We start from the raw sequence: 15,236 nt of genomic DNA on the forward strand, positions 1-15,236 counted from the left end.
GATCACAGCAGTGCGGGCGTGCGATTTCCACGCACGCCCGCACCCTTGTGCCGTAACCGGACTACTACTTCTTCTTCTCGAACGCCTTCAGGTTCTTCGCGAGCTTCTTCTCCGCCTTCGTGCCCTGCTTGCGCGCGGCCTCGGCACGCAGACGGGCCTTCTCCGCGGCGACGTGAGCCCGAGCGTTCAGGATCGCGGACTGCTCCTCGGCGAGCTTGGCCCATTCCGAGCTGCGATCGACCGTGGTGTCCCACAGCTTCGAGCCACGCTTGCGGGCGACGTCGGCGAGCTCAGGGGTGCGCTCGCGCGCCAGCCCGAGCAGTTCGGTGCCGCGTTCACGGGCGCCCTCGGCGAGTTCGGGGGCGCGCTCACGCGCGACACCGAGGATCTCGGCGCTGCGATCGCGCGCCCGTTCGGTCAGCACCGGGCCGCGGTCGCGGGCGACCTCGAGCAGTCCGCTGCTCCGCTCGCGTGCGGCCTCTGCGAGTTCGGGTGCACGTTCCTTGGCGATCTCGAGGATGTGTCCACCCTGCTCGCCGGCTTCCTCCGTCAGCGTCTTGACCCGCTCGGCGACGGTGTGCAGCGTTTCGGCCGTGTGACCGTCCGAGGAATGGCCCGGCAGTGCAGCGGCCACCGACTTCTGCGCGGCACGCGCGGCGCGACGGCTCCGCCAGCCCAGCGACGGCTTGCCCTCGGTGTCCACGGCGGCGATGAGCAGACCGCCGATCAGGCTCACGTTCTTGATGAGCTGGGTGCGCTGCTGGGCGCGGGCCTCGGGGTCCTCGACGTTCCAGAAGTCATGGCCCGCGACGGTCGTCGGCACGAGGCTGCCGATCAGCGCGAGAGCGGACAGACGAGGTGCTTTCCCGAGTGCGAACAGGGTCCCGGCGCCGATCTGCACTGCGGCGTTGATCTGGACGAGAGTCTCGGGATTGCTGGGAAGCCGGTCGGTGATCGACGCCGGCAAGGCGTTCACAGCCTGATCGAGCCCGGGCTGCGCGGCACCTGCTTTCGGCTCGGGCTTCCGCAGGGCGTCGATACCCCCGGCGATGAAGATGGACGCGAGCATGGGCCGCGCAATTCTCCGGACGAGCATGTGGTTCCTCCCGTGGTCGGCTGTGTTTCCAAACCCTGACACAGGTACCCCAAGCGTCACGGGAATATGCACGAAGCAGGGCCGAAGGGTACGAAACGATATTTCGGGCCATACGGAAACTCGAAAAAACCCGAATTTCGTCGTCAACGAGCGCCCCCGACATCACCTCGACGGCCGACTCGCCGCGCGGGACGTCGGAATCTCGGGCGGCCGCTCCTCAGTAGTGAGCGGCAGATCCGTGACGGTCTCGAACAGGTGCGGACCCGAGGCGGTGTCGACGCTGCGCTCGATGGTCAGGTGCGCGACGCGTCCTCGCGTCCGCAGGGTGGCGATCTGGTTCCCGAAGCTCGGACCTGCCATCTTCAACCACGAGAACGACGTCTCGGGAACGGCCGTCACCGGACCGAGCAGCAACCGCACGACGCGCTCCGCCTTGCGTCCCCATGCGGCACGGAAGGCGACCCGGACAGCTGCGGGGACGTGGTTGTGCAGGGGCGAACAAGTCAGTTGGTACACCGTGCCGGCGGTCGGCGTCGCGAATCGGACGCGGGCGGCGTAGGCATGGTGCACGTCGCCCGAAAGGACACAGATTGTCGCGGGCGCGCAGCCGGACGTTTCGGCGCGACGCCCGGCAGCGACATCCAGCAACAAACGGGCGAGTCGCTCGAACGAATCGCGGAAGGCCGCCCAGTGTTCGAGATCGGCGGCGCGCCGGAGCTTCTCGGCCCACCGCGCCCATCGGTCACCGCGCACACCGGACGCGAGCTTCTCGTCCCACGCCTCGAGGTCGTGCATCGTGCGGGGGAGGAGCCACGGCAGCGACGTGCCGATCAGGAGGTGGTCGTAGTCGCCGTCGGTCTGCTCCTCGATCCAGTCGAATTCTGGATCGGACACCATGTCGCGCCGGTCGGGCGCGAGCACCCGCCCGCACCGCGAATCGATCACCAGCAGACGCACCGGTCCGAAATCGCGGCGATACGACCATCGCACTCCCGGACTGCCGTCGGCTTCCTCGTCGGCGCCGGACGCGAACGCACGCAAGATCGGTTCGGCGTCCCCGGCACAGTTCCGCACCCGGTCGTAGAGCGGGTCCTCGTCCAGCTCCGAGGGAGCGAGGTTACCGAGATGCTGATAGATCCAGTACGACGCCAACGCCCCGACGATGCGTTCCTCCCACCACGCGGAGGCCTCCATCTCCCTGCGCCACGAATAGGAGGTGTTCCAGTCGTCGTGCACGTCGTGATCGTCGAAGATCATCGAGGTCGGCACGTTCGACAACAGCCATCGGACGTTGTCCTCGGACCACGACCGGCTGTACAGCCAGGTGTACTCCTCGAAGTCGCGTACCTGGGCTCCGGGCGGTTCCGACAGATCGTGACGCTCACCGACCCGTCGCTTCATCTCCTCCGACAGCTCGTCGGCGTAGACCTGATCTCCCAGCAGCAACAGCGCGTCGGGCCATTCGTCGACCGGTAGGGAACGCATGCGCTGCGCGTAGGCGACGAGAGCGTCCTTTCCGAGGACGGCTGTCGGTTCCGCGCTCTCCGAGGCCACCCGGCACGACCCGAAGGCGAGCACTAAATCCTCGGGGTCGTCTTCCGCGGTCCTGATCAGCGGCGATGCAACACCGACGGGCGGCCACACGACCCGGCCGTCGAGATCCACCTCGTAGGGCGTCACCGATCCGGGTTCGAGGTCTCGGACGGTGACCAGCGCGTAATGGTGCCCCGCGACGGTCCACGTGTGTTCGGAACTGCCGAGCACATGCACCGTGCACGGCTCGGACGTCTCCACCCAGATCGTGGCGTCCGTATCGCCGATGTGCCTGAGCACCGGCCCCAGTACGAGATCCGCCACAGTGTCAGGCCTCCGTGCTCGTGCGAGCTCGTCCGGTTTTCGAGCGTACTCGCGGCAGTGGAGCACAGGAGGATTCCGGCGAACTCCGATCCTCGTTCGGCCTCCGCGCCTCTGCGACGGGGCGCACGCTGGAACGGACGCAGCACAAGCGGCCCGCTCGGGTCGTTGCCGCGTGCTGGAAGGGGGCCCGGACATGACCGACGCGGAGAATCCGACCCGCTGGGATCGGCTCGACGACGAAGAGAAACGGCAGGCGAGGGAGAAGGCCGAGGAGATCGACCGCATGTACGAACCGGGAGCGCGGCCGACCACGGTCGTGCCGGGCACGAACGGGATGGTCTCGGGAACGGCCTTCGCAGATATGGCGGGCGAGCGCTCCAGGGACGAGCCCGCCGGAGCGGGCAAGGGCGAAGGGTCGGCCGACAGGGACGGTGCCCCCGACTAGACGTCGTGCGAGCACGCTCGGGTGTCACAGATCCGGCCGTCGCAGGCCAGGCCTCGTACCGAGTGCCGTCCGGCCCGAGGCGGACCGTCACCAGCCCCGCTTGCGCCACTCGCCGAGATGCGGACGTTCGGCTCCGAGGGTCGAGTCCTTGCCGTGTCCGGGGTAGAAGATCGTCTCGTCGTCGAAGCGGTCGAAGATCTTGGACTCGACGTCGCCGAGGAGCGATCGGAAGGCGTCGTCGTTCGGGGTCTTGCCGACGCCGCCGGGGAACAGTGAATCGCCGGTGAAGATGTGCGTACGACCCGTGCCCCGTTCCGTGAGGACCAACGCAACCGACCCCGGAGTGTGTCCTGAGAGGTGGATCACCTCGAGATTCAGCTCACCGATCTGCACGGTGTCGCCCTCGGCCAGGATCCGGTCGGGCGTCACCGGCAGGGGATCGGCGTCGAGTTCGTGTGCGGCGGTAGGCACACCGGTCTCCGCGGCGACCCGCTCGAGGCCCTGCCAGTGATCCCAGTGCTGATGGGTGGTGACGATGAGCTCGAGCTCCGGCGCGTTGTCGCGGAGGAATCGCACGAGACGGTCGGGTTCGTTTGCGGCGTCGATGAAGACGGATTTGCCGGTGGCGTCGTCGGTGACGAGATAGGTGTTGTTGTTCATCTCGCCGACGGCAAGTTTGACGATGCTCGCTCCGGGAATCCTTCGGCGTTGCGCGGGTCCGCCGGGAGTGACGTCGCCGGTGTAGGTGTCTTCGATGATCACGAGCTGCTGCGTCATGCAGCCAAACCTACCTTCGGGTGCGCGCGCGTGAGCCTGAGGCGCGCGGTTGTGCGTCACGGAAACGTGTCGGTACCCGCGCCTACCATGGCTGAGGGCCGAATTCCGGCCTTGTCTACAGGAAGGATGTGGCGTGGCAGACCGCCTGATCGTGCGTGGAGCCCGGGAACACAACCTGCGTGGTGTCGACCTGGACCTGCCGCGCGACAGTCTGATCGTGTTCACCGGGCTGTCGGGTTCGGGCAAGTCGAGCCTCGCGTTCGACACCATCTTCGCCGAGGGGCAGCGGCGCTACGTCGAGTCGTTGTCGGCCTACGCCCGCCAGTTCCTCGGTCAGATGGACAAGCCGGACGTCGACTTCATCGAGGGCCTGTCGCCTGCGGTGTCGATCGACCAGAAATCCACCAACCGCAACCCGCGGTCCACCGTGGGCACCATCACCGAGGTCTACGACTACCTGCGTCTGCTGTACGCCCGGGCCGGCACTCCGCACTGCCCGGTCTGTGGCGAGCAGATCTCCCGGCAGACGCCGCAGCAGATCGTCGACCAGGTGCTGGAGATGGAGGCCGGGGCCCGTTTCCAGGTCCTCGCGCCCGTCGTGCGCACCCGGAAGGGCGAGTTCGTCGACCTCTTCGAGCAGCTGACCGTCCAGGGCTACTCCCGCGTGCGTGTCGACGGGGTCGTCCACCCGCTGTCCGATCCGCCGAAGCTGAAGAAACAGGAGAAGCACGACATCGAGGTCGTCGTCGACCGCCTCGCCGTCAAGCCCAGCGCGCAGCAGCGACTCACCGACTCCATCGAGACCGCGCTGCGGCTCGCCGAGGGTGTCGTCGTGCTCGACTTCGTCGATCGTGAGGAGGATGCCCCCGATCGCGAGCGTCGGTTCTCCGAGAACCTGGCGTGCCCGAACGCGCACCCGCTGTCGATCGACGAACTCGAGCCGCGGTCGTTCTCCTTCAACTCGCCCTACGGTGCGTGCCCCGAGTGTGCGGGTCTCGGTGTGCGCAAGGAGGTCGATCCCGATCTCGTCGTGCCCGACCCGGATCTGAGCCTGGCCGACGGCGCGATCGCGCCCTGGTCGATGGGCCAGAGCGCCGAATACTTCGGCCGACTGCTGTCCGGCCTGGCCGACGCCCTCGAATTCGACATCGACACCCCGTGGCGGAAACTGCCCGTCAAGGTGCGCAAGGCCGTGCTGGAGGGCAGCACCGAGCAGGTGCACGTGCGCTACAAGAACCGCTACGGCCGCGTCCGTTCGTACTACGCCGAGTTCGAGGGCGTCATGCCGTTCCTGCACCGCCGTCTCGAGCAGTCCGAGTCCGAGCAGGCGAAGGAACGTTACGAGGGCTACATGCGGGAGATCCCGTGCCCGGCCTGCGCCGGTGCCCGCCTTCGTCCCGAGATTCTGGCCGTGACGGTCAGCGCGGGCGACTTCGGTGCGATGTCCATTGCCGAGGTGAGCGACCTGTCGATCGCCGAGTGCGCACGCTTCCTCGACGGTCTCGTCCTCGGCGCCCGCGAGGCCGCCATCGCTGGGCAGGTCCTCAAGGAGATCCAGGCCCGGCTCGGCTTCCTGCTCGACGTCGGACTCGACTACCTCACCCTCTCGCGCGCCGCGGGCACCCTCTCCGGTGGTGAGGCACAGCGCATCCGTCTCGCCACGCAGATCGGATCCGGTCTCGTCGGCGTTCTGTACGTGCTCGACGAGCCGTCGATCGGTCTGCATCAGCGCGACAACCGTCGTCTCATCGACACCCTCACGCGACTGCGCGATCTGGGCAACACGCTCATCGTCGTCGAGCACGACGAGGACACCGTCCGTGCCTCCGACTGGGTCGTCGACATCGGACCGCGCGCGGGCGAGCACGGCGGGACGGTCGTCCACAGCGGCACTTACAAGGAGCTGCTCGACAACCCGGAATCGCTCACCGGCGCCTATCTGTCCGGACGCGAGGAGATCGAGATCCCCGCGCTCCGGCGGCCGATCGACAAGGGCCGGCAGGTCACCGTCGTCGGCGCCCGCGAGAACAATCTGCGCGAGATCGACGTGGCGTTCCCACTCGGCGTCCTCACCTGCGTCACCGGTGTCTCCGGCTCCGGGAAGTCGACACTCGTCAACGACATTCTCGCGACGGTGATGGCCAACAAGCTCAACGGCGCGCGGCAGGTTCCCGGACGGCACACCCGCATCAACGGACTCGACCAGCTCGACAAGCTCGTGCAGGTCGACCAGTCGCCGATCGGCCGCACCCCGCGCTCGAACCCCGCGACCTACACGGGTGTATTCGACAAGATCCGCAGCCTGTTCGCCTCCACCACCGAGGCGAAGGTGCGCGGCTACCAGCCGGGTCGGTTCTCGTTCAACGTCAAGGGCGGGCGGTGCGAGGCGTGCTCGGGCGACGGCACGTTGAAGATCGAGATGAACTTCCTGCCCGACGTGTACGTGCCGTGCGAGGTGTGCCACGGCGCCCGCTACAACCGCGAAACGCTCGAGGTGCATTACAAGGGCAAGACCATCGCCGAGGTGCTCGACATGTCGATCGAGGAGGCGGCGGAGTTCTTCCGGCCGGTCACCTCCATCCACCGCTACCTCAACACGCTGGCGGAGGTCGGTCTCGGTTACGTGCGCCTGGGCCAGCCGGCGACGACCCTGTCCGGCGGTGAGGCGCAGCGCGTCAAGCTCGCCGCCGAACTGCAGAAGCGTTCCAACGGGCGCACCGCGTACATCCTCGACGAGCCCACCACGGGCCTCCACTTCGAGGACATCCGCAAGCTGCTCGGGGTCATCAACGGTCTGGTCGACAAGGGCAACACCGTGATCGTCATCGAGCACAACCTCGATGTCATCAAGACCGCCGACTGGATCATCGACATGGGTCCCGAGGGCGGTTCCGGTGGCGGCACGGTGGTCGCGGAGGGCACTCCGGAAGAGGTGGTCACGGTGGAGGAGAGCTACACCGGACGCTTCCTTGCGGAGATCCTCGACGGGCGGATCACTGCACCTGCTTCCGCGCCGGTACGCAAGCGCGCGACGAAGGCGACCAAGGCGACCGCGACCAAGACTGCCGCTACGAAGTCGGCCACGAAGGCGAAGACCGCCAAGAAGAAGGTGGCGGCCGCGAGCTGACGAATCGAGCCGCCCGCCTCGGAAGAGGCGGGCGGCTCGATCTCGTGGCTCGTGAAGCAGCCGGGGAGCGTGAAGTGGGCGGGACTCCGGTTCGGCTCAGTAGACCGGGCCGGTGTACTTCTCGCCCGGGCCCTTGCCGGGCTCGTCGGGCACCGCCGACGCCTCGCGGAAGGCGCGCTGCAGTGCCTGCAGTCCTTCGCGCAGCGGGCCGGCGTGCGGACCGAGATATTCCACCGACGAGGTGATCAGGCCGGCGAGTGCGGTAATCACGCGGCGGGCCTCGTCGAGGTCACGTCGCGCGCTGCTGTCGGGATCCTCGTCGGCGAGACCGAGCTTCTCGGCAGCCGAACTCATGAGCATCACGGCTGCGCGGCTGATCACCTCGACGGCCGGGATGTCGGCGAGTTCGCGCACATCCTCCGCCGCAGCGTCCTGATCGGGGGTCTCGGGAGCATCCGTCATAGCGTCGAGCATAGGGTCGCGCCGCTCGGCGCCGACCGTGCGGGTGCGGCGCCGACGCGCCGATTCGTCGTCGACGTGGCTTTTTGTTAGACTTGATCCCACGACCGCCCGCGGTGATCCTCCGTGGGCAGCAAAGTGGAGTCCGACTCCCACCTCTGGCGGCACATCGATGCAGCTGAGAGGTCCGGTCCTCCGGGCGTAGAAGCCCGGATGTCCGCCCTGCATCGGGCGGTGCGGATCACGCAGCGTGAGCTGGGTGCCGTCGACCGGTCGGTATCGGACCCCGCGTGGAGCCTCGGCACCACAGCGGGGTCTTCTTGTCGAGGAGTAGGGCCACGTGCTGCGGTGCGGTCAAACCGACCACACCGCTCTACCTAGGAGGCCCCATCAGCGCTGAGACCCGCATCAACGAACGCATCCGAGTTCCCGAAGTCCGGCTCGTCGGACCCGGCGGTGAACAGGTCGGAATCGTGCGTGTTGAAGATGCCCTCCGCCTGGCAATCGAAGCCGACCTCGACCTTGTCGAGGTGGCGCCCGACGCCCGGCCGCCGGTCTGCAAAATCATGGACTACGGCAAGTTCAAGTACGAAGCCGCGCAGAAGGCGCGCGAATCGCGCAAGAACCAGCAGCAGACCGTGATCAAGGAGCAGAAGCTCCGTCCGAAGATCGACGACCATGATTACGAGACCAAGAAGCGCAACGTCGTGCGCTTCCTCGAGGCCGGTTCGAAGGTCAAGGTCACGATCATGTTCCGCGGCCGCGAGCAGTCGCGCCCCGAACTCGGATACCGGTTGCTGCAGCGCCTCGGCGCCGATGTCGCCGACCTCGGCTTCATCGAGACCAGTCCGAAGCAGGACGGCCGGAACATGACCATGGTGCTGGCCCCGCACAAGGGTGCGAAGACCCGCGCGAAGGCTCAGGAAGCCGCGCAGGCCGCACCGGCGCAGGCCGCACCGCGCCCGGCAGCCTCCGCTGCCCCGACCACGGAGTCCGCGCCGTCCGCGCCGGCTCCCGGGACGGGCGACGCCCCGAGCAACTAGCCCGCTCAGGCAGCACATCCGGTGCTGTCCGTGAGCACCGATGTACGCACACGACAAGAACTGAGGACTCCATGCCCAAGTCGAAGACCCACAGCGGCACCGCGAAGCGATTCAAGGTGTCCGGTAGCGGAAAGGTCCTGCGCCAGAAGGCGGGTCGCCGCCACCTGCTCGAGCACAAGTCCTCGCGGGTGACGCGTCGCCTCGACGGCAAGGCCGTCGTCGCCGATGCCGACGCTCCGCGCGTCAAGCGCATGCTCGGGCTCTGAGCCTCTCCGACCGATCCATCCGGGGACACCTCGTTCGTCCCCCGAACTCTGACAGGACACATAACCAGTGGCACGCGTGAAGAGGGCCGTCAACGCCCAGAAGAAGCGTCGTTCGATTCTCGAGGCCTCGAAGGGCTACCGCGGACAGCGCTCGCGTCTGTACCGCAAGGCCAAGGAGCAGCAGCTTCACTCGCTGACCTACGCCTACCGCGACCGTCGCGCCCGCAAGGGTGATTTCCGCAAGCTGTGGATCAGCCGCATCAACGCTGCTGCCCGCGCCAACGACATCACCTACAACCGCTTCATCCAGGGCCTAAAGGCCGCCGGTGTCGAGGTGGACCGCAAGATCCTCGCCGAGCTCGCCGTCTCCGACGCTGAAGCCTTCGCCGGCCTCGTGGCCGTCGCCAAGGCTGCCCTTCCGGCCGACGTCAACGCTCCGGCTGCCTGAGTGCTGCCCTGAGCTACGACAACATCCAGGAACGACCCGTGGACACGCTCACCGAGCGCACACCACGGGTCGTTTCTGCTGTGAAACTGCTCCGGACCGCCGAGCGTCGCAAGACCGGGCGGTTCCTCGCCGAGGGTGAGAACTCCGTCACCGAGGCGCTCGCCGCTGCACGCGTGCACGAACTATTCGTCACCGAGGCGGCCGCCGGCCGGTACGCGACGGTCGTCGACGAAGCACGCCACAAGGGTGTGCGCGTGGGGATCGTCACCGAGCGGGCCGCCGCCCGGCTGTCCGACACCGTCACCCCGCCCGGCCTCGTCGCTGTGTGCGACACCCTCGACGTGCCGCTCGCCGAAGCGGTGACCCCGCGGTCGCGGCTGCTCGCCGTGCCCGTCGCGGTCGCCGAACCCGGCAACGCCGGCACCCTCATCCGCGTCTCCGACGCCGTCGGCGCCGACGCCGTGGTCCTCGCCGGCGACAGCGTCGACCCGCACAACGGCAAGTGCGTGCGCTCCTCGGCCGGCAGCATCTTCCACCTGCCGGTCGCGCGCGAACGCGACACCGACCGGGTACTGGCCACGCTCGCCGAGGCCGGCGTGCAGATCCTCGCGACGGCCGCCGACGGGGAGATCGACCTCGACGACGCCGACGAGTTGCTCGCCGCGCCCACCGCGTGGCTGTTCGGCAACGAGGCCCACGGACTCGATCCGCAGGTCGCCGCCCGCGCCGACCACCGCGTCCGCATCCCCATCCGCGGACGCGCCGAATCGCTCAACCTCGCCACCGCCGCCTCGATCTGCCTGTATGCGAGCGCGCGGGTGCAACATCGGGCCGCTCGGCCCATCACATAGGATTTCCCGGGTGCGCCGCGGCCTCCGGCCCGGACCGCACCACCGAGATCACCCGTTCGTCCGAAGAAGGAGATGCACCGGTCGTGGCCAAGAAAGAGGGCGGGACCCCGCCGGCAGTCGATCCGAGCGCCCTGACCGAGGACGCGCTCACCGCCGCCGAGAAGTCCGCGATCGACGCGTTCGCCGCTGCGACCGACCTCGACGAACTCGCCCAGGCGAAGATCGACCACCTCGGCGACAAGGCGCCCATCTCCCTCGCCAAGCGCGCCCTCGGCTCGCTGCCCGGCAACGAGCGCGCCGACGCCGGCAAGCGGGTCAACGCCCACCGCACCAGCGCGCAGGCCGCCTTCGACGACCGCAAGGCCGTGCTGCAGGCCGAACGCGACGCCGCGGTCCTCGTCGCCGAAGCCGTCGACGTCACCCTTCCCGCGACCCGCCGCGCGCTCGGCGCCCGCCACCCGATCTCGATCATCTCCGACGAGGTCGCCGACGTCTTCGTCGCGATGGGCTGGGAGGTCGCCGAAGGCCCCGAGGTCGAGACCGAGCATTTCAACTTCGACGCCCTGAACTTTCTGCCCGACCATCCGGCGCGCACGATGCAGGACACCTTCCACATCGCCCCGGAGGGTTCGCGGCAGGTGCTGCGCACCCACACCTCGCCCGTGCAGGTCCGCACCATGCTGCACCGCGACATCCCGATCTACGTCGTGTGCCCCGGCCGCACCTTCCGCACCGACGAACTCGACGCCACCCACACCCCGGTCTTCTCGCAGGTCGAGGGTCTCGCCGTCGACAAGGGCCTGACCATGGCGCACCTGCGCGGCACCCTCGACGCGTTCGCGCGGGCGCTGTTCGGGCCGGAGACCCGCACCCGGATGCGCCCGAACTACTTCCCGTTCACCGAACCGTCCGCCGAGGTGGACGTGTGGTTCCCGAACAAGAAGGGCGGCGCCGGCTGGGTCGAGTGGGGCGGCTGCGGCATGGTCAACCCCAATGTGCTCCGGGCCTCGGGCATCGACCCCGACGTGTACACCGGGTTCGCGTTCGGAATGGGCCTCGAACGCACCCTGCAGTTCCGCAACGGCATCCCCGACATGCGCGACATCGTCGAGGGCGACGTGCGCTTCACCCTGCCGTTCGGCGTGCAGGGCTGACAGCCCGCTCCCGACACCGACTCCACCGACCGACGACCGAACGAAAGAGCTGAGCACAAGTGCGAGTAGCGCAGTCCTGGCTGACCGAGATCCTGCAGCGCGCCACCCCGGAGTGGAACGTCACCGCCGAGGAACTCGACGCGGGATTCGTCCGGGTCGGACTCGAGGTCGAGGACATCGAGACCCTCGGCCGCATCGACAACCTCGTCGTCGGACGGGTCGTGGAGATCACCGAGCTCACCGAATTCAAGAAGCCCATCCGTTTCTGCAAGGTTGACGTCGGTGAGGAGGAACCGCGCGGCATCGTGTGCGGTGCCCGCAACTTCGCCGAGGGCGACCTCATCATCGCCGCCCTGCCCGGCGCCGTGCTTCCCGGCGGCTTCGCCATCGCATCGCGCAAGACCTACGGGCACATCTCCGACGGCATGATCTGCTCGCTGTCCGAGCTGGGCATCGGCAAGGACCACTCCGGCATCCTCGTGCTCGAGCCCGGCACGGCCGAACCCGGCACCGACGCCAACGATCTGCTCGGTCTCGACGACACCGTCGTCGAACTGAACATCACCCCCGACCGCGGATACTGCTTCTCCGTCCGCGGCCTCACCCGCGAACTCGCGTGCGGCTTCGACCTCGAATTCGCCGATCCCGCGGCCGTGCCGGCACTGCCGTCCGACGGCGGGGAGGCCTACCCGATCCGGCTCGAGTCCGAGACGAAGGCCACCCGGTTTGCCGCACGCCGCGTCACCGGCATCGACCCGAAGGCCGTCACCCCGTGGTGGATGCAGCGCCGCCTGCACACCGCCGGTGTCCGCCCGATCTCCCCGGCCGTCGACGTGACCAACTACGTCATGCTCGAACTCGGCCAGCCGCTGCACGCCTTCGACGCCGCCAGCCTGCAGGGTGAGCTGGTCGTGCGACGCGCCCGGGCAGGGGAGAAGCTCACCACCCTCGACGGTGTCGAGCGCGATCTCGATCCGGAGGACGTCGTCATCACCGACGACTCCGGGGTGATCTCCCTCGCCGGCATCATGGGCGGCGCGACCACCGAGGTCGGCGACAGCACCACCGACGTGCTGCTCGAGGCCGCCGCCTGGGATCCGCTCGCCGTCTTCCGCGGCAACCGTCGGCACAAGGTCAGCAGCGAGGCGGGCAAGCGTTTCGAGCGCACCGTCGATCCGGCCCTGGCCCGCGCCGCGCTCGACCGGGCCGCGAGCCTGCTCGTCGAGATCGCCGGCGGCCGCGTGGAGTCGACCCTCACCGACATCGTCGTGCCCACCGAGAGTCCGACGATCCGCATGGACATCGACCTGCCCGACCGCATGGCCGGGGTGAGCTACCCGAACGGCACCGCTGCCCGCCGTCTCACGCAGATCGGATGCGCGGTCGAGGTCGGTGTCGGCGAGGACGGCCACGGCCAGCTCGTCGTCACCCCGCCGACCTGGCGCCCCGACCTGCGTCAGCCTGCCGACCTGGTCGAGGAGGTGCTGCGCCTCGAAGGCCTCGAGCAGATCCCGTCGGTGCTGCCCACCGCTCCCGCCGGCCGCGGTCTCACGGCCACGCAGAAGCGCCGCCGCGCCGTCTCCCGCGCGCTCGCCCACGACGGCTATGTCGAGGTCCTGGCTCCGGTGTTCCTGCCGGCCGGCGTGTTCGATACCTGGAAGCTCGACGCCGACGACCCGCGCCGGGTGACCACCAAGGTGCTCAACCCCCTCGAAGCCGATCGTCCGGAGCTGGCCACCACGCTGCTGCCGGGCCTGCTCGAGATCCTCGGCCGCAACGTCTCGCGCGGCCAGCGCGACCTGTCGCTCTACGCAATCGCGCAGGTCGTGCATCCCACTTCCGAGACCAAGCCGGTCGACGCGCTCCCGGTCGACCGTCGTCCCACCGACGACGAGATCGCCCTGCTCGAAGGGTCGCTGCCGAAGCAGCCGGTCCACGTCGGTGGTGTGCTCGCCGGTTTGCGCGAACCGGCCGGGCCGTGGGGCACGGGACGCGCCGCCGATGCCTTCGATGCCTTCGCCGCCGCGGAGACCGTGGCACGTGCCGCCGGGGTGCGCCTCGAGCGCCGCGCCGCGCAGTACCTGCCCTGGCATCCCGGCCGCTGCGCCGAACTGCTTGTCGACGGGGTCGTCGTCGGCCACGCCGGTGAACTGCATCCCGCGGTGATCGAACGGGCCGGTCTGCCCGCACGCACGTGCGCCTTCGAACTCGACCTCGACGCGTTACCGATCGTGGAATCGCTTCCGGCGCCGGTGGTCTCGCCGTTCCCGGCGGTCCTGCAGGACGTCGCGGTCGTGGTCGACGCGAATGTGCCGGCCGCCGACGTCGAGAGCGCCCTGCGCTCGGGTGGCGGCGAGCTGCTCGAGGACATCCGTCTGTTCGACGTCTATCAGGGCGCCCAGCTGGGGGAGAACCGCAAGTCCCTCGCGTTCGCGCTGCGCTTCCGCGCCCTCGATCGCACCCTCACCGAGGACGAGGCCAGCGCCGCCCGCGAGGCAGCGGTGGCCGCCGCGGCCACCGCGGTCGGTGCCGAACTACGCGCCTGAGCCGCCCGCGTCCCCGCCCGGCAGCCACACCTCGGGCGGGACCGTGGTGACCTTGCGGACCGCCCGGTCGAGGATGTGCCCGGCGATCTCCGCGAGGGTGCGCATCGGGGTGCGGCCGTCGACCGCGAGCGCCGACAGGATCGCGCGATCGGTGGCGGAGATCGTCGTGCGTCCGCGCCGCTCACCCACCCGCCGGGAGCCCGACGTCAGTTCCCCTCGCTCTCCCGGACCGAGCGCGTTCAGCCGCCACGCCCCGCCCTCGGTGAACCATTCCGAGACCACGTGGGTGCGGATCGACGCGACGCCGGGCAGCTTCCCCAGGTCGGCGCCCGCCCACGGCACCTCGACGGTCACCGTGCCCGAGATCGCCGCGATGACGAACCGCGAGACTCTCACGGTGCCCGCCGCGGTCCTGAAGTTCGCCCTGAGGATCGGGCGCGCGTGGGGATCGACCGAGCACGGCCCGGAGCGGGTCGCCTTCCTGCAGTACCGTCCGGTGCTCGACAACCGGCGGTTGCGTGAGGAACTCGGTGTGCCCCTGCGGTACACGAGCCGGGAGGCCCTCGAGGCGTATCTGCAGGTTCGCGCCGAAGAGGACTCAGTGGCAGCCGAGCGACGTAGCCTGGAGGCATGAGCAAGGACGAAGCCGGCCGGGTGCCGTCTCCCGAGGAGCCCGACAAGCCGGAGCAGCCCGTCCCCGACGTGACCCCGGCCGGGCCGGAGACGCCGACGGTGCCGGATATTCCCCCGGCCCCGGACATCCCGGACGTGCCGCCGATCGACCCGGAGCCGAGCCCCGATCCCGACGTGACCCCACGCGAGGAAGACGTCCACGACGCTCAGGTCCACGACGCCGAGATCGTCGAACCGGGTGTCGTCGACACCGGATCCGTCGACGGCCCGGTCCGCGCACCGACGATCGAGGAGATCACCGGATACACCGCGGACGGGGTGCCGACCTTCGAATCGGTGCGTGAGAAGATCGAACAGCGTTCGGCGACCGCGCTCGGCGCGGAGGAACTCGCGCACGCGACGGGTGCGGGTCGCACGCTCGAGGAGCAGTACGAGGAGCGCAAGGCGGCCGCTGCCGACCGGCTCGCGGAGATCCGGCGGTCGTTGCGGTCGGAGTGAATCCTCCGAAAGGGACACCCCCTATGAAATGATTTG

At 68.9% G+C, this 15,236-nt stretch carries 15 protein-coding genes; 10 read left to right on the forward strand and 5 right to left on the reverse strand.

Features of this window, described 5'->3' with window-relative positions; genetic code table 11:
• Positions 1-64: 64 nt before the first annotated feature.
• Both A5767_RS16375 and A5767_RS16380 read right to left on the reverse strand, forming a co-directional pair.
• Positions 65-1,096: a DoxX family protein gene (locus tag A5767_RS16375; RefSeq protein WP_197483261.1), complete on the reverse strand. Its 1,032-nt coding sequence runs from the start codon at positions 1,094-1,096 to the stop codon at positions 65-67.
• Positions 1,097-1,258: 162 nt separating this feature from the next.
• Entirely contained in the window at positions 1,259-2,953 is a 1,695-nt protein-coding gene (locus A5767_RS16380) for an alkaline phosphatase D family protein (protein ID WP_064852717.1), read from the reverse strand.
• A 193-nt stretch (positions 2,954-3,146) separates the two neighbouring features.
• Between A5767_RS16380 and A5767_RS16385 the strand changes: the two genes are divergently transcribed.
• Entirely contained in the window at positions 3,147-3,398 is a 252-nt protein-coding gene (locus A5767_RS16385; protein ID WP_024101154.1) for a hypothetical protein, read from the forward strand.
• A gap of 87 nt (positions 3,399-3,485) precedes the next feature.
• Here A5767_RS16385 and A5767_RS16390 read toward each other — a convergent pair whose 3' ends face one another.
• Positions 3,486-4,175: an MBL fold metallo-hydrolase gene (locus A5767_RS16390; RefSeq protein WP_064852718.1), complete on the reverse strand. Its 690-nt coding sequence runs from the start codon at positions 4,173-4,175 to the stop codon at positions 3,486-3,488.
• Positions 4,176-4,308: 133 nt separating this feature from the next.
• Between A5767_RS16390 and uvrA the strand changes: the two genes are divergently transcribed.
• Positions 4,309-7,302, forward strand: a complete 2,994-nt coding sequence (gene uvrA / locus A5767_RS16395) for an excinuclease ABC subunit UvrA (protein WP_006553981.1) — start codon at positions 4,309-4,311, stop codon at positions 7,300-7,302.
• Between the two features lie 96 nt (positions 7,303-7,398).
• Here uvrA and A5767_RS16400 read toward each other — a convergent pair whose 3' ends face one another.
• Positions 7,399-7,764: a DUF1844 domain-containing protein gene (locus tag A5767_RS16400; protein WP_016692782.1), complete on the reverse strand. Its 366-nt coding sequence runs from the start codon at positions 7,762-7,764 to the stop codon at positions 7,399-7,401.
• Between the two features lie 317 nt (positions 7,765-8,081).
• Here A5767_RS16400 and infC point away from each other — a divergent pair, with 317 nt between their 5' ends.
• The 6 genes from infC (at position 8,082) to pheT (ending at position 14,069) form a co-directional block, all read left to right on the forward strand.
• The gene (infC, locus tag A5767_RS16405) at positions 8,082-8,804 is read left to right on the forward strand and encodes a translation initiation factor IF-3 (RefSeq protein WP_033097706.1); all 723 of its coding nucleotides are present in this window, start codon (positions 8,082-8,084) and stop codon (positions 8,802-8,804) included.
• A 71-nt stretch (positions 8,805-8,875) separates the two neighbouring features.
• A complete protein-coding gene (gene rpmI, locus A5767_RS16410; RefSeq protein WP_006553978.1) occupies positions 8,876-9,070 on the forward strand; it encodes a 50S ribosomal protein L35 in 195 nt (64 codons plus the stop codon).
• A gap of 67 nt (positions 9,071-9,137) precedes the next feature.
• Entirely contained in the window at positions 9,138-9,518 is a 381-nt protein-coding gene (gene rplT / locus A5767_RS16415) for a 50S ribosomal protein L20 (protein ID WP_006553977.1), read from the forward strand.
• A gap of 38 nt (positions 9,519-9,556) precedes the next feature.
• A complete protein-coding gene (locus A5767_RS16420) occupies positions 9,557-10,369 on the forward strand; it encodes a TrmH family RNA methyltransferase (RefSeq protein WP_006553976.1) in 813 nt (270 codons plus the stop codon).
• 83 nt (positions 10,370-10,452) lie between these two features.
• Positions 10,453-11,523, forward strand: coding sequence for a phenylalanine--tRNA ligase subunit alpha (pheS, locus tag A5767_RS16425; RefSeq protein ID WP_064852719.1), 1,071 nt, complete (start codon positions 10,453-10,455; stop codon positions 11,521-11,523).
• Between the two features lie 59 nt (positions 11,524-11,582).
• Positions 11,583-14,069, forward strand: a complete 2,487-nt coding sequence (pheT, locus tag A5767_RS16430; RefSeq protein WP_019289639.1) for a phenylalanine--tRNA ligase subunit beta — start codon at positions 11,583-11,585, stop codon at positions 14,067-14,069.
• Here the strand turns inward: pheT and A5767_RS16435 are convergent.
• Positions 14,058-14,465 carry an AsnC family protein gene (locus A5767_RS16435; RefSeq protein ID WP_175427974.1) on the reverse strand — a complete coding sequence of 136 codons (408 nt, stop codon included), beginning with the start codon at positions 14,463-14,465 and terminating at the stop codon, positions 14,058-14,060. The two genes, pheT and A5767_RS16435, sit on opposite strands and share 12 nt — an antisense overlap.
• Position 14,466: 1 nt before the next feature.
• Here A5767_RS16435 and A5767_RS16440 point away from each other — a divergent pair, with 1 nt between their 5' ends.
• A complete protein-coding gene (locus tag A5767_RS16440) occupies positions 14,467-14,703 on the forward strand; it encodes a hypothetical protein (RefSeq protein WP_197483262.1) in 237 nt (78 codons plus the stop codon).
• A complete protein-coding gene (locus A5767_RS16445) occupies positions 14,700-15,200 on the forward strand; it encodes a PspA/IM30 family protein (protein WP_006553971.1) in 501 nt (166 codons plus the stop codon). The genes A5767_RS16440 and A5767_RS16445 overlap by 4 nt, the downstream gene beginning before the upstream one ends.
• Positions 15,201-15,236 lie beyond the last annotated feature (36 nt).

This window comes from Rhodococcus sp. 852002-51564_SCH6189132-a, from assembly GCF_001665495.1.
Classification (GTDB): Bacteria; Actinomycetota; Actinomycetes; order Mycobacteriales; family Mycobacteriaceae; genus Rhodococcus; species Rhodococcus pyridinivorans.